The organism is Streptomyces coacervatus, assembly GCF_029223485.1.
Classification (GTDB): domain Bacteria; phylum Actinomycetota; class Actinomycetes; order Streptomycetales; family Streptomycetaceae; genus Streptomyces; species Streptomyces coacervatus.
In genome coordinates this window covers 248,533-271,810 of record NZ_JARHTP010000011.1, presented here as the reverse complement: position 1 = coordinate 271,810, position 23,278 = coordinate 248,533, and the positions used below count along the sequence as shown (strand labels likewise).

Below are 23,278 nucleotides of genomic sequence, written 5' to 3'. Positions count from 1 at the left end.
CAATTCATGACCATGACTGATCCGATCGCAGACATGCTTACGCGTCTGCGGAACGCGAACTCGGCATACCACGACTCCGTGTCGATGCCGGCATCGAAGATCAAGTCGCACATCGCGGAGATCCTCCAGCAGGAGGGCTTCATCACGGGCTGGAAGGTCGAGGACGCCGAGGTCGGCAAGAACCTCGTTCTCGAGCTGAAGTTCGGCCCGAACCGTGAGCGCTCCATCGCGGGCATCAAGCGGATCTCCAAGCCCGGTCTCCGGGTGTACGCGAAGTCCACCAACCTGCCCAAGGTCCTCGGTGGCCTCGGCGTGGCGATCATCTCCACGTCGCACGGTCTCCTGACCGACAAGCAGGCCGGCAAGAAGGGCGTGGGTGGGGAAGTCCTCGCCTACGTCTGGTAGCGGAAGGGAACGGAGGAAACAGCTATGTCGCGTATTGGCAAGCTCCCCATCACGGTTCCCGCCGGCGTGGACGTCACCATCGACGGCCGTACGGTCTCGGTCAAGGGCCCCAAGGGCACGCTGACCCACACCGTCGCTTCGCCGATCGACATCGCCAAGGGTGAGGACGGCGTGCTCAGCGTCACCCGCCCCAACGACGAGCGTCAGAACAAGGCCCTGCACGGCCTGTCCCGCACGCTGGTGGCGAACATGATCACCGGCGTGACCCAGGGTTACGTGAAGAAGCTCGAGATCAGCGGTGTCGGTTACCGAGTGACCGCCAAGGGTTCGAACCTCGAGTTCGCTCTCGGCTACAGCCACCCGATCACCGTCGAGGCCCCCGAGGGCATCACCTTCAAGGTGGAGGCCCCCACCCGGTTCTCGGTCGAGGGCATCGACAAGCAGAAGGTCGGCGAGGTTGCGGCCAACATCCGCAAGCTGCGCAAGCCCGACCCGTACAAGGCCAAGGGCGTCAAGTACGAGGGCGAAGTCATCCGCCGCAAGGTCGGAAAGGCGGGTAAGTAAGCCATGGCATACGGACAGAAGATCCTCAAGGGCGACGCCTACAAGCGCGCCGCGATCAAGCGCCGCCACATCCGGATCCGTAAGCACATCAACGGAACGGCGGAGCGTCCGCGTCTGGTCGTTACCCGCTCCAACCGCCACATCGTGGCCCAGGTGATCGACGACATCAAGGGTCACACCCTGGCGTCGGCGTCCACCCTGGACACCTCGATCCGCGGTGGCGAGGGCGACAAGTCCGCGCAGGCCAAGCAGGTCGGTGCCCTGGTCGCCGAGCGCGCCAAGGCCGCCGGTGTCGAGGCCGTCGTATTCGACCGTGGTGGCAACCAGTACGCCGGGCGCATCGCCGCCCTGGCGGACGCCGCCCGCGAAGCCGGGCTCAAGTTCTGAGCCGCTCGTAGCTAGCGGAAAGAGAGAGGTAATCCAATGGCTGGACCCCAGCGCCGTGGAAGCGGTGCCGGTGGCGGCGAGCGGCGGGACCGTAAGGGTCGTGACGGCGGCGCAGCTGCCGCCGAGAAGACCGCTTACGTTGAGCGTGTCGTCGCGATCAACCGTGTCGCCAAGGTTGTGAAGGGTGGTCGTCGCTTCAGCTTCACCGCGCTGGTCGTGGTGGGCGACGGTGACGGCACCGTGGGTGTCGGTTACGGCAAGGCCAAGGAGGTGCCGGCCGCCATCGCCAAGGGTGTTGAGGAGGCCAAGAAGCACTTCTTCAAGGTCCCCCGTATCCAGGGCACCATCCCGCACCCGATCCAGGGTGAGAAGGCTGCCGGCGTTGTCCTGCTCAAGCCCGCGTCCCCCGGTACCGGTGTTATCGCCGGTGGCCCGGTGCGTGCCGTGCTCGAGTGCGCCGGTATCCACGACGTGCTGTCGAAGTCGCTCGGCTCCGACAACGCGATCAACATCGTGCACGCGACCGTGGAGGCCCTGAAGGGTCTGCAGCGTCCCGAGGAGATCGCGGCCCGCCGTGGTCTGCCCCTCGAGGACGTCGCCCCCGCGGCTCTTCTCCGTGCGCGTGCCGGGGCGGGTGCGTAATCATGGCGCAGCTCAAGATTACGCAGGTCAAGTCCTACATCGGCAGCAAGCAGAACCACCGTGACACCCTGCGCTCCCTTGGTCTCAAGGGCATCAACACGCAGGTCGTCAAGGAGGACCGCCCCGAGTTCCGCGGCATGGTGCGCCATGTCCGTCACCTCGTGACGGTCGAGGAGGTCGACTGATCATGGCGGAGAACAACCCGCTCAAGATCCACAACCTCCGTCCCGCCCCGGGCGCCAAGACCGCCAAGACCCGTGTCGGTCGTGGTGAGGCGTCGAAGGGTAAGACGGCCGGTCGTGGTACCAAGGGCACGAAGGCCCGCTACCAGGTTCCGGAGCGCTTCGAGGGTGGGCAGATGCCCCTCCACATGCGTCTTCCGAAGCTGAAGGGCTTCAAGAACCCGTTCAAGACCGAGTTCCAGGTCGTGAACCTCGACAAGCTGGCCGCGCTCTACCCCGAGGGTGGCGAGGTCACCGTCGAGGGTCTGGTGGCCAAGGGTGCCGTTCGCAAGAACAGCCTCGTCAAGGTCCTCGGCCAGGGTGAGATCTCCGTGGCGCTGCAGGTGACGGTCGACGCCGTCTCCGGCTCCGCCAAGGAGAAGATCACCGCCGCCGGCGGCACCGTCACCGAGCTCGTCTGAATTTTTCGGACGTCTCGATGACGTAAGAAGTCCCGACCGGGGATACCTCACAATGAGGTATCCCCGGTCGGTCGTTCCAAGGGGAGCCGTGCCGCCGGTAAGGTAGCCTGCACTGTTCTTTTTTGTATCCGTGAACCTCAAGACCGTCACCCTTGACGCAGTTGCGCGGGGGTCGCAGGAGGCACCGTGCTCACCGCGTTCGCCCGGGCGTTCAGGACGCCCGACCTGCGCAAGAAGCTGCTCTTCACGCTCGCCATCATCGTGGTGTATCGCGTCGGTACGCACGTTCCGATCCCGGGCGTCGACTACAAGAACGTCCAGCAGTGCATGGATGTGGCCAGCTCGAACCGCGGCCTGTTCAGTCTGATCAACATGTTCAGTGGCGGCGCGCTGCTCCAGATCACCCTTTTCGCGCTCGGCATCATGCCGTACATCACGGCGAGCATCATTCTTCAGCTGCTGACCGTCGTCATCCCGCGCCTGGAAGCCCTCAAGAAGGAGGGACAGGCCGGTACGGCGAAGATCACGCAGTACACCCGCTATCTGACGGTGGCGCTCGCGATCCTGCAGGGCACCGGTCTGGTGGCCACCGCGCGCAGCGGCGCCCTCTTCACCGGCTGCCCCGTGGCGTCGCAGATCGTGCCGGACCAGTCGATCTTCACCACGATCACGATGGTCATCACGATGACGGCCGGCACCTGTGTCGTCATGTGGCTCGGTGAGCTCATCACCGACCGCGGCATCGGCAACGGCATGTCGATCCTGATGTTCATCTCGATCGCCGCGACCTTCCCGAGCGCGCTGTGGACGATCAAGCTCCAGGGCAAGCTCGCCGGCGGCTGGATCGAGTTCGGCACGGTGATCGCCGTCGGTCTGGTCATGGTCGGCCTGGTCGTCTTCGTCGAGCAGGCCCAGCGACGGATCCCGGTGCAGTACGCGAAGCGCATGATCGGACGCCGGTCGTACGGTGGTACGTCCACGTACATCCCGCTGAAGGTCAATCAGGCGGGTGTCATCCCCGTGATCTTCGCCTCTTCGCTGCTCTACATTCCGAGCCTGATCGCCCAGTTCTCGGGCGGCAATTCCGGCTGGAAGACGTGGGTCCAGAACAACCTGACCAAGGGTGATCACCCGGTCTATGTCACCACGTACTTCCTGCTGATCGTTTTCTTCGCGTTCTTCTATGTGGCGATCTCCTTCAACCCCGAGGAAGTCGCCGACAACATGAAGAAGTATGGTGGCTTCATCCCGGGCATCCGGGCTGGCCGACCGACCGCTGAGTACCTGAGCTACGTACTCAACCGGATCACCTGGCCGGGTTCGCTGTATCTGGGTCTGATCGCTCTCGTACCGACGATGGCGTTGGTTGGCTTCGGGGCAAGCCAGAACTTCCCGTTCGGTGGTACCAGCATCCTGATCATCGTGGGTGTTGGCCTCGAAACGGTGAAGCAGATTGAGAGCCAGCTTCAGCAGCGCAATTACGAAGGGTTCCTCCGCTGATGCGAATCGTCCTCGTCGGGCCGCCGGGTGCAGGGAAGGGCACGCAGGCCACTCGCCTTGCCGACAAGCTGCGCGTTCCGCACATCTCCACGGGCGACCTGTTCCGCGCCAACATCAGCCAGCAGACAGAACTCGGGAAACTCGCGAAGTCCTATATGGACGCCGGCAACCTCGTCCCCGACGAGGTCACCATCGCGATGGCCAAGGACCGCATGGAGCAGCCGGACGCGGAGAACGGCTTCCTGCTCGACGGTTTCCCGCGCAATGTCTCGCAGGCCGAGGCGCTGGACGAGCTGCTCAAGACCGAGGGCATCAAGCTGGACGCGGTACTCGACCTCGAGGTCCCCGAGGAAGAGGTCGTCAAGCGGATCGCCGGCCGGCGCATCTGCCGCAACGACTCGGCGCACGTCTTCCATGTGACGTACAGCCCGGCGAAGAAGGAAGGCGTCTGCGACGTCTGCGGCGGCGAGCTGTACCAGCGCGACGACGACTCCGAGGACACCGTCCGCACCCGGCTCGAGGTCTACCACACACAGACCGAGCCGATCATCGACTACTACAAGTCGCAGGGCCTGGTCGTCACGATCTCGTCCCTGGGCCCGGTGGCCGAGGTCACGCAGCGGGCGCTGGAAGCCCTCAAGCGCGAGGACGACGGCAAGTAGCCGTCAGCCAGTTACGGCCGTGGCACCCCGAGGGGCGTCACGGCCGTACTGTTGTACAGATAACCGGTTGACGCAGTAAGCAGCAGACGGAGAGCGCAGGCCCCCATGGTGCAGATCAAGACCCCCGAGCAGATCGCCAAGATGCGTGAGGCAGGGCTGGTCGTCGCCGCGATCCACGCGGCGACCCGTGAGGCGGCGGTACCCGGAGCCAGCACCAAGGACCTGGACGAGGTCGCCCGCAAGGTCCTCGCCGAGCACAACGCCAAGCCCAACTTCCTTGGCTACGGCGGCTTCCCGGCCACGATCTGCACCTCCGTCAACGAGGTCGTCGTCCATGGCATCCCCTCCGACGACGTCGTCCTGAAGGACGGCGACATCATCTCCATCGACTGCGGCGCGATCATCGACGGCTGGCACGGCGACGCGGCGTACACCGCCTTCGTCGGCTCCGGTCACTCCCCGGAGCTGATCGAGCTCTCCCGGGTCACCGAAGAGTCGATGTGGGCCGGCATCGCGGCGATGAAGCAGGGCAACCGCCTGGTGGACGTCTCCCGTGCCATCGAGACGTACATCCGCCGTCAGCCGAAGCCGGGCGGCGGCAAGTACGGGATCATCGAGGACTACGGCGGCCACGGCATCGGCACCGAGATGCACATGGATCCGCACCTGCTGAACTATGTCGAGAAGCGCCGTGGCAAGGGGCCCAAGCTGGTGCCCGGGTTCTGCCTTGCGATCGAGCCGATGGTTTCGCTGGGTACGCCGAAGACGGAAGTCTTGTCGGACGACTGGACCGTGATCACGACGGACGGTACATGGTCGTCGCACTGGGAGCACTCGGTGGCGCTGACCGAGGCCGGGCCGCTGGTGCTGACGGCTCCCGACGGGGGTAAGGCGAAGCTGGCCGAATATGGCGTGACCGCCGCTCCTGACCCGCTTGCATAGGTCGTATGCGGCTGCGGGTGCGTGGGGGCTGATCGCGCCCACGCGGCGGTAGCCGCAAATCGACACAGCCCCGCGCCCCTTCAGGGCGCGGCTGTCCCCGGCGTGCTTAAGGATCTCTCCGCCGGGGCATTCTTCCTCGATTCGTCTTTCTCAGTGGGCTGACGTAGACTGACTCGTCGGCTCTCGTGCACCCGCATGTCTTCATGCGCTGGCGGGAGTCGATCAAGGTAGTCGATTCGAAGGGCGAAGCGTGGCCAAGAAGCAAGGTGCCATCGAGATCGAGGGCACTGTCGTCGAGTCTCTGCCGAACGCCATGTTCAAGGTCGAGCTCCAGAACGGCCACCAGGTCCTGGCACACATCAGCGGCAAGATGCGTATGCACTACATCCGCATCCTCCCTGACGACCGGGTCGTGGTGGAGTTGTCTCCGTACGACCTGACGCGTGGCCGGATCGTCTACCGCTACAAGTAGATCTTGCCCGCATTCCGCTTCGGCGGGGTGGTGGCACTGACCCGGAGAACCTCAATCCCATGAAGGTCAAGCCGAGCGTCAAGAAGATCTGCGACAAGTGCAGGGTGATCCGCCGTCACGGTCGGGTCATGGTCATCTGCGAGAACCCGCGCCACAAGCAGCGCCAGGGCTGACGCACGATCGACCGATCCCTCTGCATCGATATCGCAGAGATTCGCGCGACGCGAGCTGAAAATGTTCATACGCAGGACCCGGGCGAGCTATCGCCCGATACCCCCGGTTCGGAGGCCGGGGACCCGTGTCGTACCTGGTACGGCGGCCGGGAGCCGGTTCTGTGGAAGACCTCCGAGGATCAACTGGAGCCATTGAATGGCACGCGTTTCCGGTGTTGACATCCCGCGCGAAAAGCGTGTGGAGGTCGCCCTCACCTATGTGTTCGGCATCGGCCGGACCCTCTCGCAGGCGACGCTGGCAGCGACCGGCGTCGACCCGAACACCCGCGTTCGCGACCTCTCCGAGGAGCAGCTCGTCGCGATCCGCGAGTACGTCGACAACAACATCAAGACCGAGGGTGACCTCCGTCGCGAGATCCAGGCCGACATCCGCCGCAAGGTCGAGATCGGCTGCTACCAGGGTCTGCGGCACCGCCGCGGTCTGCCCGTCCGCGGTCAGCGCACCAGCACCAACGCCCGTACCCGCAAGGGTCCGCGTCGCGCCATCGCCGGCAAGAAGAAGCCGGGCAAGAAGTAGTCCTCAGCGGACAACGCTTCATCAGCGGTCTTCGCTGTAGGACCGACCACCTCCCCGTAGGAGTTACTAGATGCCCCCCAAGGGTCGTCAGGGCGCTGCCAAGAAGGTGCGCCGCAAGGAAAAGAAGAACGTCGCTCACGGCCACGCGCACATCAAGAGCACGTTCAACAACACGATCGTCTCGATCACGGACCCCTCGGGCAACGTGATCTCCTGGGCCTCCGCCGGCCACGTCGGCTTCAAGGGCTCGCGCAAGTCCACCCCCTTCGCCGCGCAGATGGCCGCCGAGTCGGCCGCCCGCCGCGCGCAGGAGCACGGCATGCGCAAGGTCGACGTCTTCGTGAAGGGCCCGGGCTCCGGTCGCGAGACCGCGATCCGCTCCCTCCAGGCCACTGGCCTCGAGGTCGGTTCGATCCAGGACGTCACGCCGACCCCGCACAACGGCTGCCGGCCGCCCAAGCGCCGCCGCGTCTGACGCACGGCTGCTTGATCTGAGGTTTTCGGGCGGTATGGCTCTTCGGGGCCATATCGCCCGTACCCTTGTACTACTCAAGGGCATCAAATAGTGGGTGCCCATGACTGAAGGATCCACTTCATGCTGATCGCTCAGCGTCCCTCGTTGACCGAAGAGGTCGTCGACGAGTTCCGCTCCCGGTTCGTGATCGAGCCGCTGGAGCCGGGCTTCGGCTACACCCTCGGCAACTCCCTTCGCCGGACCCTCCTGTCCTCGATCCCGGGTGCGGCGGTCACGTCCATCCGTATCGACGGCGTGCTGCACGAGTTCACCACCGTGCCGGGCGTCAAGGAGGACGTCACCGACCTGATCCTCAACATCAAGCAGCTGGTCGTCTCCTCGGAGCACGACGAGCCGGTCGTGATGTACCTGCGCAAGCAGGGCCCGGGTCTGGTCACCGCCGCCGACATCGCGCCCCCGGCCGGTGTCGAGGTGCACAACCCCGACCTCGTCCTCGCCACGCTCAACGGCAAGGGCAAGCTGGAGATGGAGCTGACGGTCGAGCGCGGCCGCGGTTATGTCTCCGCCGTGCAGAACAAGCAGGTCGGTCAGGAGATCGGTCGTATTCCGGTCGACTCGATCTACTCGCCGGTTCTCAAGGTCACGTACAAGGTCGAGGCGACCCGTGTCGAGCAGCGCACCGACTTCGACAAGCTGATCGTCGACGTCGAGACCAAGCAGGCGATGCGTCCGCGTGACGCCATGGCCTCCGCCGGTAAGACCCTGGTCGAGCTGTTCGGTCTCGCCCGCGAGCTGAACATCGACGCCGAGGGCATCGACATGGGCCCGTCCCCGACGGACGCCGCCCTTGCCGCTGATCTGGCGCTGCCGATCGAGGAGCTGGAGCTCACCGTTCGGTCGTACAACTGCCTCAAGCGTGAGGGCATCCACTCCGTGGGTGAGCTCGTGGCTCGTTCCGAGGCCGACCTCCTGGACATCCGTAACTTCGGTGCGAAGTCCATCGACGAGGTCAAGGCGAAGCTGGCCGGCATGGGCCTTGCCCTGAAGGACAGCCCGCCCGGATTCGACCCCACGGCCGCTGCCGACGCCTTCGGCGCCGACGACGACGCGGACGCGGGTTTCGTGGAGACCGAGCAGTACTGATCGGTCGTTGCCGGTGAGCATCCGCTCATCGGGTTCCTGACCCCGGTACCTGACACGGCCGGGGCAGACACACAGGAGAAAGAAAATGCCGAAGCCCACCAAGGGTGCCCGTCTGGGCGGCAGTGCCGCGCACGAGAAGCTGCTCCTCGCGAACCTTGCGAAGGCGCTGTTCGAGCACGGCCGTATCACCACCACCGAGGCGAAGGCCCGCCGTCTGCGGCCGTACGCCGAGCGTCTGGTCACCAAGGCGAAGAAGGGCGACCTTCACAACCGCCGCCAGGTGCTGCAGGTCATCACGGACAAGGGCATCGTGCACACGCTCTTCACCGAGATCGGCCCGCGCTACGAGAACCGTCCGGGTGGCTACACCCGCATCACCAAGATCGGTAACCGCCGTGGCGACAACGCGCCCATGGCTGTCATCGAGCTGGTCGAGGCGCTGACGGTTGCGCAGCAGGCGACGGGTGAGGCCGAGGCCGCCACCAAGCGTGCGGCGAAGGACGCGGAGGCCGCTCCGGTTGTCGAGGACGCCAAGGTCGACGTGGCCAAGGCCGACGAGGTCGAGGACGCGGCTGAGGAGTCCAAGGACGCGTAAGCGTCTGCCGGGGCCTGTTTGTTGGCGGCTGCGGGTTCGTCGTGGTTGCTCGCACAGTTCCCCGCGCCCCTTGAGGGCGTTGGCGGGTCCGTTCCTTTCGAGGAGCGGGCCCGCTTTTGTGTACCTGAGAGGATCTCTGTGTGAGTGACGAAGTAGAGCCCGGTTACGTTCGTGTACGCCTCGATCTGTCCTACGACGGGACCGAGTTCTCGGGGTGGGCCAAGCAGGCCGGTGGGCGGCGGACCGTGCAGGGGGAGATCGAGGATGCCCTGCGGACCGTGACGCGGTCGGGGGAGACGACGTATGAGCTGACCGTGGCCGGGCGGACCGATGCCGGGGTGCATGCCCGGGGGCAGGTCGCCCATGTCGATCTGCCGGAGAGCGTCTGGCGTGAGCATCACGAGAAGCTGCTCAAGCGGCTCGCCGGGCGGCTGCCCAGGGACGTACGGGTGTGGGCCCTCAGGGAGGCGCCCAGCGGCTTCAACGCCCGTTTCTCGGCGGTCTGGCGGCGATACGCGTACCGGGTCACCGACAATCCGGGCGGGGTCGATCCGCTGCTCCGGAATCATGTGCTCTGGCACGACTGGCCGCTCGATGCCGAGGCCATGAACGAGGCCGCCGAACGGTTGCTGGGCGAGCACGACTTCGCCGCCTACTGCAAGCGGCGGGAGGGGGCCACGACCATCCGTACGTTGCAGGAGCTGAGCCTTGTCCGCGGAGACGACGGGATCATCACGGCCACCGTCCGCGCCGATGCCTTCTGCCACAACATGGTGCGTTCGCTGATCGGGGCGCTGTTGTTCGTGGGGGACGGGCACCGCGGGCCGGACTGGCCCGGCAAGGTGCTCGCCGCGGGCGTACGGGATTCGGCCGTGCATGTCGTACGGCCGCACGGGCTGACCCTGGAGGAGGTCGGCTACCCGGCCGACGAACTGCTTGCCGCGCGGAACAAGGAGGCGCGGAACAAGCGGACGCTGCCTGGGGGCGGGTGCTGCTAGGCGCTCCGCTTGGGGTGCCGCGGGGTGTCGTCGGTCGTCTGCCGCGCCGTCGTGGCTGGTCGCGCAGTTCCCCGCGCCCCTTCAGGGCGCGGCCGAACCGCTTGGTTACTGGTTTGCCGCGGCCGATGCCTGGGCCTCGCCGCGGCTGCGGATCTGGCGGAACGTGTACAGCTGCAGGTCGTTGCCGGCTGCGAAGACGGCCGTGGACTGCTTTGTGGCGTCCTTGCCGTTGGTGAAGCCGACCGTGGCGAAGTAGGCGTAGCGGCCGTAGGAGTTGGCCGTCGTGAGGCAGGTGGCGGCGTTGCAGAAGGCCTTCACACCGTCACCGGCCAGCGCACTGACGAAGCCCTTCTTGCCTGATTTGGCTGCCGCGGCCGACTGGGCCCTGGCCTTGCTCGCCTGCGCCTCGGTGTCGAAGACGGCGACGCCGATGGTCACCGCGACGTCCTTCCTGCTGTAGGTGACGCGCAGGAGGCGGGTGCAGTGATCGGCGGTGAGGATCTTGGGGAGAGTGCCCTGGGCGTTCGACGCGCAGTTCTTCGTGTCGTCCGCCGTGCCCTTCTTGTACACGGTCGAGCCCATGGCCAGCTGCGTGAGCGGGAAGAGGGTCCCCGTGCTGAGCGGGGCCGTGTCCTTGGCCTTGCTGGAGATGAAGTCCTTCGGGTTCAGCGGCGGCGGGGCGCTGGTCGGCGCGAAGGACGGGGCCGACGCGGTGCTGCCCGGGATGGACGCGCTCGCGGGCAGGTTGGACGGGTTGCCCGAGGCCTGGTTGTCGCCGTTCGCCGATACGACGGCCATGGCGACGGCGGTGCCGATCGCGATCGTGGCGACCGCGCCGCCGCCGATGAACAGCAGCCGGCGCCTCTTGTTGCGCGTCTCCGAGGCCTCGGCGAGCGCCGCCCAGTCCGGGGTCTGGCCGTCGTCGTCGCCGCTGGTCCACGGCTGCTGGGAGTGCGGTTTCCAGGGGTCCCACTGGGATTGGGGTCCCCCCTGCTGCCCAAAGCTCATGGGGCGCATCTTAGACGGGAGGCGGAGGGTGCCGGTGTGCCTCCGGTGGAGCCGACGGGGACCTTTCCGGCAGGGGGGCACATCTCGGTCCCCGTTCATTCTTCGGGGTGCGGCGGCGACCTCGTTTTGACCCGTTCGGGGCTGCGCTAGTACCCTTGCGATTTGTTATGCGTATTGGCTTGGTCGTTCTCACGAGAGAAGCCCTTACGTAGGTTCCCTGGAGCAGTTACCAGTGGGCGGCATACGGGCAAGTTCCCGGCACTGTCGTCCCCAGCTGCACGATCGCTTCAAGGATGCCTTGTGTCAGCACCCATCCCTGAAGAAGAAGGCTGAGAAGTGCGTACGTACAGCCCTAAGCCCGGCGATGTGACTCGCCAGTGGCACGTCATTGACGCTCAGGACGTTGTCCTGGGCCGTCTCGCCACCACTGCCGCGTCCCTCCTGCGAGGCAAGCACAAGCCGATCTACGCCCCTCACGTCGACACCGGTGACTTCGTCATCATCATCAACGCCGACAAGGTGCACCTCTCCGGCAACAAGCGGACCCAGAAGATGGCGTACCGCCACTCCGGCTACCCGGGTGGTCTGCGCTCCGTCCGCTACGACGAGCTGCTGGACAAGAACCCCGAGAAGGCCGTCGAGAAGGCCGTCAAGGGCATGCTCCCCAAGAACACCCTGGGCCGTCAGATGCTCTCCAAGCTGAAGGTCTACTCGGGCGACCAGCACCCGCACGCTGCCCAGCAGCCGGTGCCGTTCGAGATCACCCAGGTCGCGCAGTAGTTCCGGCCACCCCTAAGACAGAAAAGAATCTGAGGAGCATCGTGGCCGAGACCACTGTTGAGCAGCCGGTCGAAGAGACCGAGACCGAGCTCGTCGACATCGACAGCTACACCACCGAGTCCGAGGTCCCCGTCGAGGGCGAGTACACCTCGGAGTCGCTCGCGTCCCGCTTCGGCGAGCCCCAGCCGGCCGCCGGCCTGGGCCGTCGCAAGAACGCCATTGCCCGCGTCCGGATCGTCCCGGGCACCGGCAAGTGGAAGATCAACGGTCGCACCCTCGAGGACTACTTCCCGAACAAGGTGCACCAGCAGGAAGTCAACGAGCCCTTCAAGGTGCTCGAGCTCGAGGGCCGTTACGACGTCATCGCCCGCATCGCGGGTGGCGGTGTCTCCGGTCAGGCCGGTGCGCTCCGTCTCGGTGTCGCCCGTGCGCTGAACGAGGCCGACGTCGACAACAACCGCGGCCCGCTCAAGAAGGCCGGCTTCCTCAAGCGCGACGACCGTGCGGTCGAGCGCAAGAAGGCCGGTCTGAAGAAGGCCCGCAAGGCCCCGCAGTACAGCAAGCGTTAAGCTTCGCTGCTGCTCGTACGAACGCCCCGGCGGCACGCCTCAGTGCTGTCGGGGCGTTCGTTTATGACCGCCGGGGGCGTATAACGGCACAAGACCCTCAAAGGCTTGTGTGATCGGATGCCGGCACGCCTGCAACAACTGACGCTTCCTCAGGAGGACAAGTGGGACGACTCTTCGGCACGGACGGCGTGCGCGGCGTCGCCAACGCGGACCTGACGGCGGAGATGGCCCTCGGCCTCTCCGTGGCCGCGGCGCACGTACTGGCCGAGGCGGGCACCTTCGAGGGCCACCGGGCGACGGCGGTCGTCGGACGGGACCCGCGCGCGTCCGGGGAGTTCCTGGAGGCCGCCGTGGTCGCCGGCCTCGCCAGCGCCGGTGTGGACGTCCTGCGTGTCGGTGTGCTGCCCACTCCGGCGGTGGCGTATCTCACGGGCGCGCTCGGCGCCGACCTCGGCGTCATGCTCTCCGCCAGCCACAACGCCATGCCCGACAACGGCGTCAAGTTCTTCGCCCGCGGCGGCCACAAGCTGGCCGACGAGCTGGAGGACCGGATCGAGGGCGTGTACGAGGCGCACCGGCACGGGGAGCCCTGGGAGCGGCCGACGGGTGCGGGTGTCGGGCGGGTGCGGTCGTACGACGAGGGGTTCGACCAGTACGTGGCGCATCTGATCGCCGTACTCCCGAACCGGCTCGACGGGCTGAAGATCGTCCTCGACGAGGCGCACGGTGCTGCGGCCCGGGTGTCGCCGGAGGCGTTCTCGCGCGCCGGCGCCGAGGTGATCACGATCGGTGCCGAGCCGGACGGGCTCAACATCAACGACGGCTGCGGATCGACCCATCTGGACCTGCTGAAGGCCGCCGTCGTCGAGCACGGGGCCGCGCTCGGCATTGCGCACGACGGTGACGCGGACCGGTGCCTCGCCGTGGACCACACCGGTGCGGAGGTCGACGGCGACCAGATTCTGGCCGTGATCGCGCTGGCGATGCGGGAGCGGTCGGTACTGCGGGCCGACACCGTCGTCGCGACGGTCATGTCCAATCTCGGCTTCAAGCTGGCGCTGGAGCGGGAGGGGCTGAATCTTGTCCAGACGGCGGTCGGGGACCGTTATGTGCTGGAGGAGATGAAGGAGCACGGGTACGCGCTAGGAGGCGAGCAGTCCGGGCACGTGATCATCCTCGATCACGCGACCACCGGGGACGGCACACTGACCGGGCTGATGCTGGCGGCCCGGGTCGCCGAGACCGGTCGTACGCTCAAGGACCTCGCCGCCGTCATGGAGCGGCTGCCGCAGGTGCTCATCAATGTGCCGGACGTCGACCGGGCGCGGGTGAAGACCTCTGCGGAGCTGGCGGCTGCCGTTGCCGAGGCCGAGCGGGAACTCGGGTCCACCGGGCGGGTGTTGCTGCGGCCGTCGGGGACGGAGCCGTTGGTGCGGGTGATGGTCGAGGCGGCCGATATCGACCAGGCTCGGTCTGTTGCCGGGCGGCTGGCGGATGCGGTGAAGTCGGCGCTGGGTTAAGGCATGCCCTGGAGTCGAGCTGCGTCACTCCATGGGTGTAACAAAATGTGCCGAATGGGTCACTGATTGTTTCACTGGCGTCGAGGCCGCCCACGCGTGGCAGGCCCCGACGGAAGTGAGGAACGCAGCATGAAGACAGTCAGCATCCTGAAGCGAGCGGCCGTTCCGGCCCTGGTTGCGAGTCTTGCCGTCCCTGCGCTCGCCGCCCCGGCCGCGGCCCAGACCCCTGGCTCCACGGCGTTGCGTCTCTTCGGCATGGTGGTGCTCAGCGCGCGTTCGGGCGCGGTCAACCAGGTCACTGCCAGCACTTCCAGCGGCCGTGTGATCCTCACGGACACCTCGGGTATCGCGCTGGGGCCGGGTTGCGTGCGGCTGTCCGCCACCAGCGTCGACTGCGGCAGCGTGGCCGGCACCTCCCGGCTCTCGGTCGGGCTGGGCGACCTGGGCGACAGTTTCGACGGGACGAGCGTCTCGCTGCCCACCCTCGTCGACGCCGGCACGGGCTCCGACACAGTGGCGACCGGCAGCGGCAACGACACGATCGGCGTGAGCGGCGACGCGCCCGCCGTCGACACGGTGTCCTGTGACGGTGGCACGGCCGACGTGGTGTTCGCCGACCCCGGCGACAGCGTCGCCGCGGACTGCGAAACGCGCCACTAGACGCCGCCGGCTTTCGCCGTGCGTTCACGCTGCCTGGCCCAGAGCAGTTTCTGGGCCAGCAGTGTCAGCGTGCCGGCGAGGATGATGCCCAGCAGGTTCAGGAGCAGTTGCTCGGTGGAGCCCCAGGCCTGTCTGTACTCGTCGTAGGAGAAGGCCACCGCGGCGTTCGCGGCCGCAGGGACCGTCGTGACCGAGATCGCGACACCCACCAGCAGGCCCGACTTCGCCGATGTGAGGGAGAGGGTGCCGGCGATGCCGGCCAGTACCGCGACGACGAACGAGAACGCGTCGGGGCGGTAGATGAAGTTGGTGTTGGGGCGTTCGGCTGCCAGTCGGACCTTGGTGAACAGGCCGACGCCGTCCATGAAGTAGGTGAAGCCGACCGTCACCAGCATGGCGACGGCGAAGCCCACGAGCAGGGCGGTCAGGGAGCGCAGGGCGAGCCTGGGATGGCGTTGCACGGCCGCGGTGCAGATGCCGGCCAGCGGGCCGAACTCCGGGCCCACCGCCATCGCGCCCACGATCAGGATCGCGTTGTCGAGTACGACACCGCAGGCCGCGATCATCGTGGCGAGGGTGATGAAGGCGACGTAGGTGAAGGAGAGCGTGGACTCCTCGTGCGTCGCTTCGGCGAGGTGCTCCCAGAGGACCGCGTCCGCGCCTTCGCCGGGGGCTTCCGCCTCGGCCTTGTCGGCGCGCCTGGACAGCGACAGGTCGATGTTCTCGACGGCGATCGAGCCGGTCTTGTCCAGGTCCAACGCCCTTAGTGCGCCGATGAGTTCGTCGCCCGCCTCGCGTGCGACGTCGCACATGACGACGTCCCCGGCGGGGTTGCGGGCGGCTCCGGGCACCACGACGAGATGCGTGGTGCCGACGGTCTTCTCGATCAGGCGGACCACGTCGTCGGTCCTGTCGGACGGCGTGATCAGGCGCAGGTGCAGCATGGTTCTTTTTAACAGGCTTAACAGGCTGAGCAGGCGGGTCTACAGCTTGCGCAGCCTCAGACGCTGGACCTTGTGGTCCGGGCCCTTGCGGACGACCAGGGTGGCGCGGCCGCGGGTCGGGGCGATGTTCTCCACCAGGTTGGGCTTGTTGATGGTGCGCCACTGGGTGCGGGCGTATTCGAGCGCCTCCTCCTCGGACACCTGTGTGTACTTGCGGAAGTACGAGTCCGGGTCCTGGAAGGCCGTCTGACGCAGTTTCTTGAACCGGTTGAGGTACCAGCGTTCGACGTCCTCGGGACTGGCGTCGATGTACACGCTGAAGTCGAAGAAGTCGGCGAGACCGACGCGGGTACGGCCGTCCTTGCCGGGGAGGGCGGGCTGCAGGACGTTCAGGCCCTCGACGATCAGGATGTCCGGGCGGCGGACCGTGAGCTTCTGGTCGGGGACGATGTCGTAGATGAGGTGGGAGTAGACGGGGGCCGTCACCTCGTCCTTGCCCGCCTTGATGTCGGCGACGAAGCGGGTCAGGGCGCGGCGGTCGTAGGACTCCGGGAAGCCTTTCCGCGACATCAGGCCGCGGGCCTGGAGCTCCTTGGTGGGAAGCAGGAAGCCGTCGGTCGTGACCCGTTCGACGCGCGGGTGCTCGGGCCAGCGGGAGAGCAGGGCCTGGAGGAGGCGGGCGACGGTTGATTTGCCGCCGGCCACGGAGCCGGCGACCCCTATGACGAACGGTGTGCCGGACTGGGAGCCCTGTTCGCCGAGGAAGGTGTTCAGGGCGCCTCTGAGGCCGTCGGTGGCCCCGACGTAGAGGTTGAGGAGCCGGGACAGCGGGAGGTAGATGTCCCGCACCTCGTCGAGGTCGATGACGTCACCGAGGCCGCGCAGCCTCTCGACCTCCTCGGCGGTGAGGGGGAGCGGCGTCTTCTCGCGCAGCGCGCTCCACTCCGTGCGGGTGAGGTCGACGTAGGGAGTCGCCTCCGGCCTGGGCCGGTGGGCGCTCCGGGGCATCGAGGAGACCGGAGAGATCACAGTCCATTGTTAACGGAGTTTGAACGGGGTGGGGGGTGGGGTCGGTCACGTTCTGCTCTGATCGAGCTCGGATCGGCGTGATCGGCGTGTTCGGAGTGGTCGGTGTGATCACGTGAAGTCCGCGTAGGCGAGGTGGACGTCACAGACTCGGCAGCGGTCTCGTCCATCGGGGTCGGTTGACCGCCGATGAATCGGCAGACGTACATGCTGTAACTCACGAGGCTCCTTTCATGTGGACCATGCTCCCGTGCCCGTGCCCCGAGTCGCAGAATTTCCGATTTCGGGCAAGCTGAGCCGTGTTTCGGCTGCTCTTCGCGCTTAGGCTGCGGCCCATGTGCGGAATCGTGGGATACGTGGGGTCGCAGTCGGCGCTCGATGTCGTGATGGCCGGACTGAAGCGGCTGGAGTACCGGGGGTACGACTCGGCGGGCGTCGCCGTGCTGGCGGATGGGGGGCTGGCGGCCGCGAAGAAGGCCGGGAAGCTGGTGAACCTGGAGAAGGAGCTGGTGGACCGGCCGTTGCCGGCGGGCTCGACGGGGATCGGGCATACGCGGTGGGCCACACATGGGGGGCCCACGGATGCCAATGCGCATCCGCATCTCGACAATGCCGGGCGGGTCGCCGTCGTACACAACGGGATTATCGAGAACTTTGCTGTCCTGCGCGCCGAGTTGGCGGAGCGGGGACATGACCTGGCCTCCGAGACCGACACCGAGGTGGTCGCTCATCTGCTCGCCGAGGAGTTCTCGTCGTGTGCGGACCTGGCGGAAGCGATGCGGCTGGTGTGCCGGCGACTGGAAGGCGCGTTCACGCTGGTTGCGGTGCATGCGGACGAGCCGGATGTGGTGGTGGGGGCGCGGCGGAACTCGCCGCTGGTGGTGGGTGTCGGCGAGGGTGAGGCGTTCCTGGCTTCCGATGTCGCCGCGTTCATCGCCCATACGCGGTCGGCTGTCGAGCTGGGTCAGGACCAGGTCGTCGAGCTGCGGCGCGACGGGGTGACGGTGACGGGGTTCGACGGCCGCGCGGCCGATGTGCGCTCGTATCACGTGGACTGGGATGCGTCCGCGGCAGAAAAGGGGGGCTATGACTACTTCATGCTCAAGGAGATCGCCGAGCAGCCGAAGGCGGTCGCCGATACCTTGCTGGGGCGCATCGATGCGGGTGGTTCGCTGACGCTGGACGAGGTGCGGATGAGCGCCTCTGAGCTGCGGGAAGTCGACAAGGTCGTGATTGTGGCGTGCGGTACGGCATTTCATGCGGGGCTCATCGCCAAGTACGCCATTGAGCACTGGACGCGGATTCCTTGTGAGGTCGAGCTCGCGAGTGAGTTCCGGTACCGGGATCCGATCCTCGGGGCGCGGTCGTTGGTGATTGCGATTTCGCAGTCCGGCGAGACCATGGACACGTTGATGGCGCTGCGGCATGCGCGGGAGCAGGGCTCCAAGGTGCTGGCCATCTGCAACACCAACGGGTCGACGATTCCTCGGGAATCGGATGCGGTGCTGTACACGCATGCAGGGCCGGAGGTGGCCGTTGCCTCTACCAAGGCGTTTCTGACGCAGCTGGTTGCGTGTTATCTGGTCGCTCTGTATCTGGGGCAGGTGCGGGGCACCAAGTGGGGCGACGAGATTTCCGCCGTGATTCGGGACCTCTCGCAGATCTCCGGTGAGGTCGAGCGGGTGCTGGAGACCATGGAGCCGGTACGGGAACTTGCGCGGTCGCTTGCCGACAAGAAGACGGTGCTGTTCCTGGGGCGGCATGTGGGGTATCCGGTGGCGCTGGAGGGGGCTCTGAAGCTGAAGGAGCTCGCTTACATGCATGCCGAGGGGTTCGCGGCAGGGGAGTTGAAGCATGGGCCGATCGCTCTGATCGAGCCCGATCTGCCGGTGGTGGTGGTCGTGCCTTCGCCTCGGGGGCGGTCTGTCCTCCACGACAAGATCGTGTCCAACATCCAGGAGATCCGGGCGCGGGGGGCGCGGACGATCGTGATCGCGGAGGAGGGGGACGAGGCGGTCGTGCCTTACGCCGACCATCTCGTACGGATCCCTGCGACGCCGACGTTGCTCCAGCCGCTGGTGGCTACGGTGCCGTTGCAGGTGTTCGCGTGTGAGCTGGCGACGGCTCGCGGCAACGAGGTGGATCAGCCTCGGAACCTGGCGAAGTCGGTGACGGTGGAGTAGTTCTTCACGTCATCGAGGAAGGCGGAGAAGGCTCCGGTCGGGAAGGTGAGGGTTGCCCTGGCCGGGGCCTTTGAGTCGCGGACGGCGACGTGGTCGGGGGAGTTCGCGATCTCCAAGCAGTCATTGCCGTCGCCGCCGCCGGAGTAGGACGACTTCCGCCAGTTCTCGGGGGTGGCCATCAGGTGCCTCTATCCGCGAAGGCGACCGTGGACGCAGTCACCACGGATGTGACGGAGGCGAGGCCGCTGGAGCGGCGCGTAGACACGGTGTTGCGCGTCGGGCCTTCCGACGGTGAGGAGTTTCTGCTCGCGATCGAGGCGCAGTCGGGCAAGGTCGAAGGCAAGGAGGCGAGTTGGGCGTACTACGTCGCCTACCTTCAGGCGATGTACCGGCTGCCCGTGCTGCTTCTCGTGGTCTGCCAGGACGGGGCCACAGCGAAGTGGGCGGCCGGCCCGTTCGACTGCGGTACGCGCGGCTGGACGGCTCAGCGGACGTATCCCCTGGTCGCCGGGCCGGAGAACTTGCCGGTGATCACCGATACCAGGACCGCGGCGAAGAACCTTGCCCTGGCCGTGCTCTCCGCCCTGGCACACGCACGTAACCCTGACTGCGGCGCCATACTGGAGGCAATCAGTAACGCCCTTCAGGAACTCCAGGACACCGATCCATGTCGTTCGTCAGCTACTTCCCCGGCAGGGGGACGGTCCGTGAGACGGCCTACCTGGAGGGCAAGGCCGAGGGCAAGACGGAAGGCCAGGTCGAAGACCGCGCCTCTCTGGTCCTGCGCGTCCTGGAGAAGCGCAGCATCCCCGTCCCCGAGGCGGCACGGGAGCGCATCACCTCGTGCACCGACCTCGACACCCTGGCGCTCTGGTTCGACCGCTCCCTGACAGCTACGACCGCCGAGGACCTGTTCGCCGAGGACCCGGAGATTCCCGGCGAATAGAGTGCCCGAATGAGCATCATCGGGGTCGGTATCGACGTGGCCGAGATCGATCGGTTCGAGGCGTCTCTCAAGCGGACGCCCGGGATGGCTGAACGGCTGTTCCTGGAGAGCGAGTTGCTGCTGCCCAGTGGGGAGCGGCGGGGTGTAGCCTCGCTCGCCGCGCGGTTTGCCGCCAAGGAGGCGCTGGCCAAGGCGCTCGGGGCGCCGCCCGGTCTGCTGTGGACGGATGCCGAGGTCGTCGTGGAGGACAGCGGGCAGCCGCGGCTGCGGGTGAAGGGGACGGTGGCGGCGCGGGCGGCCGAGCTGGGCGTGCGGTCGTGGCATGTGTCGCTGAGCCATGACGCCGGGGTGGCCTCGGCAGTGGTGATCGCCGAAGGCTGAGGGCAGACTCGACCGCATGCGTACTGCGTACAGCGTGGAGACGGTAAGGGCAGCGGAGCGGGAGCTCATGGCGCGGCTTCCCGACGGGGCGTTGATGCAGCGGGCCGCTGCGGGGCTTGCGGCCGCCTGTGCCGATCTGATCGGGCGGGTGTACGGCAGCCGGGTCGTGCTGCTCGTCGGGAGCGGGGACAACGGCGGGGATGCGCTGTATGCCGGTGCGCGGCTGGCTCGGCGGGGGGCGGCGGTCGCGGCCGTGCTGCTCGCACCCGAGCGCGTCCACGCCGGGGGGCTTGCGGCGTTGCTGCGGGCCGGCGGGCGGGTCGTCGGTACGGGTGCGGACGCAGGCTCGACCGCCGGTGCCGCCGCTGCGGCCGGTGTCGGTGCCGTCGAAGAGGCGATTCTTCGGGCCGATCTTGTCGTCGACGGGATCGTGGGGATTGGTGGCAAGGGCGGACTGCGGCCTGATGCAGCGCAGTTGGTGGTGCTAGTCGCCGAGTCCGGTGCCCCCGTCGTCGCCGTCGATCTGCCGAGCGGCGTCGACGCCGATACGGGGGAGGTGCGCGGTGCCGCCATTCGGGCCGACCTCACCGTCACCTTCGGGACGCACAAGCCGGGGCTGCTGATCGACCCCGCGCGGGAGTACGCCGGGTCGGTGCGGTTCGTCGACATCGGGCTGGGGGAGGTGCTGCCCGCCGAGGCCGAGTTGGAGGCCTTGCAGCATGTGGATGTGGCGCGACTCCTGCCCGTGCCGGGTGCCGAGAGTGACAAGTACCGGCGGGGGGTGGTCGGGATCGCGGCAGGGTCCGCGCGGTATCCCGGTGCGGCCGTGCTCGCCGTGTCCGGGGCGCTCAGGGGTGGCGCGGGGGCCGTCCGGTACGTCGGGCCCGCCGGGGGCGCCGTCGTCTCGCGGTTCCCGGAGACGCTCGTATCGGATCAGGGGCCCGCGAAGGCCGGGCGGGTGCAGGCGTGGGTCGTCGGGCCCGGTGCGGGGGACGACGCCGCGACCGTGGCCGAGGTGCTGGACGCGGACGTGCCCGTGCTGATCGACGCGGACGGGCTGCGGCTCGCCGAGCGGGATGTCGTACGGGCTCGCAGTGCCCCGACGCTCATGACCCCGCACGCCGGGGAGGCCGCCGCGCTGCTCGGTGTGGCGCGGGAGGAGGTCGAGAGGGCGCGGCTGGCGTCGGTGCGCGAGCTTGCTTCGCGGTACGGGGCGACCGTGCTGCTCAAGGGGTCGACCACCCTCGTCTTGGACTCGGCGGGAGGTGCCGTGCGGGTCAATGCGACGGGGACGCCGTGGCTGGCCACCGCCGGGAGCGGGGATGTGCTGTCAGGGCTGGCCGGGTCGTTGCTGGCGTCCGGGCTCTCCGCGCTGGACGCCGGGAGTGCGGCTGCGTATCTGCACGGGCTGGCCGGGCGGTTCGCGGCAGACGGGGCACCGGCGGGGGCACATGACGTGGCCGAGGCGATTCCGGGGGCGTGGCGGGACGTGCGGGACTGACCGACCGGACCGCGCGGTCGAGGTCCGGTCCGCCGGAGCACTGCCGGAGATCGGGCCTGTCTATCGAAGGGCCTGTCTATCGGAGGTCGTCTCTATCGGAGGTCCTGCACCACGCTGAGGATGTTTCCCTCGCTGTCCTTGAACCAGGCGCCGCGCATGCCCGCGCCCTCCGCCACGCCGCTCTTCGTCTTGATGCCCGGCAGGTCGTACTCCTCGAAGGTGACGCCGCGGCTGCGCAGTTCCATCATCTCCGCGTCGAGATCGGCGACGGTCCAGCCGGCCAGGGTGTGGGCGGCCCGGCCGCCGCTCGGTGTCAGATAGAGGACGAACCGGGCACCGCCGGACTCGAAGAGTGCGGTGTCCTGCCGGTCGTCGATGAGCTTGAGGCCGAGCGTGTCGCCGTAGAAGTGCTTGGCTCTTTCGATGTCGGACGCCGGGATGACCGCGTTGAGTGGTGTGTCTGCCAGCATCTCCACCACCTCCGGTTCTCAGCCTAGGCCGGGGGCCGCGCGCCGTCGCCCGGGCGGCGCTCGTCGAAAAGGGTGACCCCGCCGCGCGCCGCCCCCGGCCTGTCACCCCTGCGCGTTTGTCTGATCGCATGATCAGTGGACGTATCAGATGTGTCAGACATATAAGGCGTATCGGGCGTATCGCCTGTCGCAATGTCTTGGTCGTGCTCGCCGCCGTCATCACCCTCCCCGCCCTTCCGGCCCCTCCCGCCGGTGCCGCGGGCGCCCCCGCACCCCCCGCCTCCGCCTCCGAGGCCGAGCTCGTGCCCGGTGTCGCACCCGGGCCCGCTCAGCCCTGGCAGATCGACACGCCCGACCAGGCGCTGGCGCCGAAGGTGTACACGCCCACCGCAGCGGAGGACGCCGTCGAGCCCCGGGATGCGGACGACGGGACGTACGACCCCGTCGAGTACGTGCCGATCGAGGACGCCGCCGGGAAGGTGAAGTGCAGCAGGCGGACCGGGCCTTATCAGCGGGCGGTCGAGAAGTGGCTGAAGCTGAAGGTGGACGGGAAGCAGTCGGCGGCCGACTGCCGGGCCATCCGGAAATTCCAGGTGAAGCACAGGATCAAGGCGGCGAACGGCTTCGCCGGGCCCGTCACCTGGGCCACCATGCAGCTCATTTCCGCGAAGAAGAATCCGAACGCCAAGAAGAAGTGCCCCGTTCGGAGGTACCGCGTCGCGTGTGTCGATCTCAATCGGCAGCTGACCTGGGTGCAGAAGGGGAGAAAGGTGCTCTACGGGCCCGTCCCCATGCGCAGCGGCCGGGTCGGGCATGCCACCCGGACCGGCTGGCACAGGATCTACTGGAAGCACAAGAACCACTGGTCGACGATCTACCACTCGCCCATGCCCTATGCCCAGTTCTTCAGCGGCGGGCAGGCCTTTCACGCCGTCTACGGCAGCATTTACACCATCGTCGGCTCCTGGGGGTGCATCAATCTGCGCCTGGGCGACTCCAGGAAGCTGTGGGGTGTGCTGAAGAAGGGCGACCGTGTGTATGTGTGGGGGCACCGGCACGGGAAGTAGGCGCTGGAACGGGGGCCGGTGCCTCGGGGCTGTCGGACCCCTCTG

At 67.3% G+C, this 23,278-nt stretch carries 30 protein-coding genes; 25 read left to right on the top strand and 5 right to left on the bottom strand.

Annotation, left to right across the window (positions count from 1 at the left end; all coding sequences use genetic code 11):
- The first annotated feature begins 6 nt into the window (after positions 1-6).
- From rpsH to truA, 16 genes are all read left to right on the top strand, one after another.
- A complete protein-coding gene (rpsH, locus tag P2Q00_RS27435) occupies positions 7-405 on the top strand; it encodes a 30S ribosomal protein S8 (protein WP_030930492.1) in 399 nt (132 codons plus the stop codon).
- Positions 406-429: 24 nt separating this feature from the next.
- Complete coding sequence (gene rplF / locus P2Q00_RS27430; RefSeq protein ID WP_275775517.1) at positions 430-969, top strand: 50S ribosomal protein L6; 540 nt, start codon at positions 430-432, stop codon at positions 967-969.
- Positions 970-972: 3 nt separating this feature from the next.
- Positions 973-1,356: a 50S ribosomal protein L18 gene (rplR, locus tag P2Q00_RS27425; RefSeq protein WP_007494754.1), complete on the top strand. Its 384-nt coding sequence runs from the start codon at positions 973-975 to the stop codon at positions 1,354-1,356.
- Between the two features lie 36 nt (positions 1,357-1,392).
- Positions 1,393-1,998 carry a 30S ribosomal protein S5 gene (gene rpsE / locus P2Q00_RS27420; RefSeq protein WP_019753099.1) on the top strand — a complete coding sequence of 202 codons (606 nt, stop codon included), beginning with the start codon at positions 1,393-1,395 and terminating at the stop codon, positions 1,996-1,998.
- Positions 1,999-2,000: 2 nt separating this feature from the next.
- Positions 2,001-2,183, top strand: coding sequence for a 50S ribosomal protein L30 (gene rpmD, locus P2Q00_RS27415; protein WP_129307387.1), 183 nt, complete (start codon positions 2,001-2,003; stop codon positions 2,181-2,183).
- A gap of 2 nt (positions 2,184-2,185) precedes the next feature.
- Positions 2,186-2,641, top strand: a complete 456-nt coding sequence (gene rplO / locus P2Q00_RS27410; RefSeq protein WP_003974249.1) for a 50S ribosomal protein L15 — start codon at positions 2,186-2,188, stop codon at positions 2,639-2,641.
- Positions 2,642-2,827: 186 nt separating this feature from the next.
- On the top strand, positions 2,828-4,141 hold the full coding sequence (secY, locus tag P2Q00_RS27405) for a preprotein translocase subunit SecY (RefSeq protein WP_275775513.1): 1,314 nt from the start codon (positions 2,828-2,830) through the stop codon (positions 4,139-4,141).
- On the top strand, positions 4,141-4,803 hold the full coding sequence (locus P2Q00_RS27400; RefSeq protein ID WP_275775511.1) for an adenylate kinase: 663 nt from the start codon (positions 4,141-4,143) through the stop codon (positions 4,801-4,803). The genes secY and P2Q00_RS27400 overlap by 1 nt, the downstream gene beginning before the upstream one ends.
- Before the next feature lie 105 nt (positions 4,804-4,908).
- Positions 4,909-5,745 (top strand): type I methionyl aminopeptidase, encoded by an 837-nt coding sequence (gene map / locus P2Q00_RS27395; protein ID WP_275775508.1) that lies wholly within the window; start codon positions 4,909-4,911, stop codon positions 5,743-5,745.
- A 250-nt stretch (positions 5,746-5,995) separates the two neighbouring features.
- The gene (gene infA / locus P2Q00_RS27390) at positions 5,996-6,217 is read left to right on the top strand and encodes a translation initiation factor IF-1 (RefSeq protein ID WP_003948620.1); all 222 of its coding nucleotides are present in this window, start codon (positions 5,996-5,998) and stop codon (positions 6,215-6,217) included.
- 59 nt (positions 6,218-6,276) lie between these two features.
- Positions 6,277-6,390 carry a 50S ribosomal protein L36 gene (gene rpmJ / locus P2Q00_RS27385; protein WP_003998809.1) on the top strand — a complete coding sequence of 38 codons (114 nt, stop codon included), beginning with the start codon at positions 6,277-6,279 and terminating at the stop codon, positions 6,388-6,390.
- 196 nt (positions 6,391-6,586) lie between these two features.
- Positions 6,587-6,967, top strand: coding sequence for a 30S ribosomal protein S13 (gene rpsM / locus P2Q00_RS27380; RefSeq protein WP_071364953.1), 381 nt, complete (start codon positions 6,587-6,589; stop codon positions 6,965-6,967).
- A gap of 70 nt (positions 6,968-7,037) precedes the next feature.
- Positions 7,038-7,442 carry a 30S ribosomal protein S11 gene (rpsK, locus tag P2Q00_RS27375; RefSeq protein WP_003956432.1) on the top strand — a complete coding sequence of 135 codons (405 nt, stop codon included), beginning with the start codon at positions 7,038-7,040 and terminating at the stop codon, positions 7,440-7,442.
- A gap of 120 nt (positions 7,443-7,562) precedes the next feature.
- Entirely contained in the window at positions 7,563-8,585 is a 1,023-nt protein-coding gene (locus P2Q00_RS27370) for a DNA-directed RNA polymerase subunit alpha (RefSeq protein WP_003966937.1), read from the top strand.
- An 85-nt stretch (positions 8,586-8,670) separates the two neighbouring features.
- Positions 8,671-9,180: a 50S ribosomal protein L17 gene (gene rplQ, locus P2Q00_RS27365; RefSeq protein WP_275775506.1), complete on the top strand. Its 510-nt coding sequence runs from the start codon at positions 8,671-8,673 to the stop codon at positions 9,178-9,180.
- A 140-nt stretch (positions 9,181-9,320) separates the two neighbouring features.
- Complete coding sequence (truA, locus tag P2Q00_RS27360) at positions 9,321-10,178, top strand: tRNA pseudouridine(38-40) synthase TruA (protein WP_275775504.1); 858 nt, start codon at positions 9,321-9,323, stop codon at positions 10,176-10,178.
- 105 nt (positions 10,179-10,283) lie between these two features.
- Here truA and P2Q00_RS27355 read toward each other — a convergent pair whose 3' ends face one another.
- On the bottom strand, positions 10,284-11,186 hold the full coding sequence (locus tag P2Q00_RS27355; protein WP_275775502.1) for a hypothetical protein: 903 nt from the start codon (positions 11,184-11,186) through the stop codon (positions 10,284-10,286).
- A 336-nt stretch (positions 11,187-11,522) separates the two neighbouring features.
- Between P2Q00_RS27355 and rplM the strand changes: the two genes are divergently transcribed.
- The 4 genes from rplM (at position 11,523) to P2Q00_RS27335 (ending at position 14,715) form a co-directional block, all read left to right on the top strand.
- Entirely contained in the window at positions 11,523-11,966 is a 444-nt protein-coding gene (gene rplM, locus P2Q00_RS27350; protein ID WP_275775501.1) for a 50S ribosomal protein L13, read from the top strand.
- Positions 11,967-12,007: 41 nt separating this feature from the next.
- Positions 12,008-12,535, top strand: coding sequence for a 30S ribosomal protein S9 (gene rpsI, locus P2Q00_RS27345; protein WP_275775499.1), 528 nt, complete (start codon positions 12,008-12,010; stop codon positions 12,533-12,535).
- 161 nt (positions 12,536-12,696) lie between these two features.
- A complete protein-coding gene (gene glmM, locus P2Q00_RS27340) occupies positions 12,697-14,055 on the top strand; it encodes a phosphoglucosamine mutase (RefSeq protein WP_275775498.1) in 1,359 nt (452 codons plus the stop codon).
- Between the two features lie 129 nt (positions 14,056-14,184).
- Positions 14,185-14,715, top strand: coding sequence for a hypothetical protein (locus tag P2Q00_RS27335; protein WP_275775497.1), 531 nt, complete (start codon positions 14,185-14,187; stop codon positions 14,713-14,715).
- Here P2Q00_RS27335 and P2Q00_RS27330 read toward each other — a convergent pair.
- Both P2Q00_RS27330 and coaA read right to left on the bottom strand, forming a co-directional pair.
- The gene (locus P2Q00_RS27330) at positions 14,712-15,659 is read right to left on the bottom strand and encodes a DUF389 domain-containing protein (RefSeq protein WP_275775495.1); all 948 of its coding nucleotides are present in this window, start codon (positions 15,657-15,659) and stop codon (positions 14,712-14,714) included. The two genes, P2Q00_RS27335 and P2Q00_RS27330, sit on opposite strands and share 4 nt — an antisense overlap.
- Positions 15,660-15,698: 39 nt before the next feature.
- The gene (gene coaA, locus P2Q00_RS27325) at positions 15,699-16,667 is read right to left on the bottom strand and encodes a type I pantothenate kinase (RefSeq protein WP_275775494.1); all 969 of its coding nucleotides are present in this window, start codon (positions 16,665-16,667) and stop codon (positions 15,699-15,701) included.
- A 353-nt stretch (positions 16,668-17,020) separates the two neighbouring features.
- Between coaA and glmS the strand changes: the two genes are divergently transcribed.
- Complete coding sequence (gene glmS / locus P2Q00_RS27320; RefSeq protein WP_275775493.1) at positions 17,021-18,868, top strand: glutamine--fructose-6-phosphate transaminase (isomerizing); 1,848 nt, start codon at positions 17,021-17,023, stop codon at positions 18,866-18,868.
- Here glmS and P2Q00_RS27315 read toward each other — a convergent pair.
- Complete coding sequence (locus tag P2Q00_RS27315; RefSeq protein ID WP_275775491.1) at positions 18,829-19,047, bottom strand: DUF397 domain-containing protein; 219 nt, start codon at positions 19,045-19,047, stop codon at positions 18,829-18,831. The two genes, glmS and P2Q00_RS27315, sit on opposite strands and share 40 nt — an antisense overlap.
- Positions 19,048-19,535: 488 nt before the next feature.
- Here P2Q00_RS27315 and P2Q00_RS27310 point away from each other — a divergent pair, with 488 nt between their 5' ends.
- From P2Q00_RS27310 to P2Q00_RS27300, 3 genes are read left to right on the top strand one after another with little or no spacing between them, the layout of a single operon-like run.
- Positions 19,536-19,814, top strand: coding sequence for a hypothetical protein (locus P2Q00_RS27310; RefSeq protein ID WP_275775489.1), 279 nt, complete (start codon positions 19,536-19,538; stop codon positions 19,812-19,814).
- A gap of 9 nt (positions 19,815-19,823) precedes the next feature.
- On the top strand, positions 19,824-20,195 hold the full coding sequence (locus P2Q00_RS27305) for a holo-ACP synthase (RefSeq protein ID WP_275775486.1): 372 nt from the start codon (positions 19,824-19,826) through the stop codon (positions 20,193-20,195).
- A gap of 16 nt (positions 20,196-20,211) precedes the next feature.
- Positions 20,212-21,696, top strand: a complete 1,485-nt coding sequence (locus tag P2Q00_RS27300; RefSeq protein ID WP_275775484.1) for an NAD(P)H-hydrate dehydratase — start codon at positions 20,212-20,214, stop codon at positions 21,694-21,696.
- Between the two features lie 92 nt (positions 21,697-21,788).
- Here the strand turns inward: P2Q00_RS27300 and P2Q00_RS27295 are convergent, their stop codons facing one another.
- A complete protein-coding gene (locus P2Q00_RS27295) occupies positions 21,789-22,166 on the bottom strand; it encodes a VOC family protein (RefSeq protein WP_275775482.1) in 378 nt (125 codons plus the stop codon).
- 203 nt (positions 22,167-22,369) lie between these two features.
- Here P2Q00_RS27295 and P2Q00_RS27290 point away from each other — a divergent pair, with 203 nt between their 5' ends.
- Complete coding sequence (locus P2Q00_RS27290) at positions 22,370-23,233, top strand: L,D-transpeptidase family protein (protein ID WP_275775480.1); 864 nt, start codon at positions 22,370-22,372, stop codon at positions 23,231-23,233.
- The last annotated feature ends 45 nt before the right edge of the window (positions 23,234-23,278 follow it).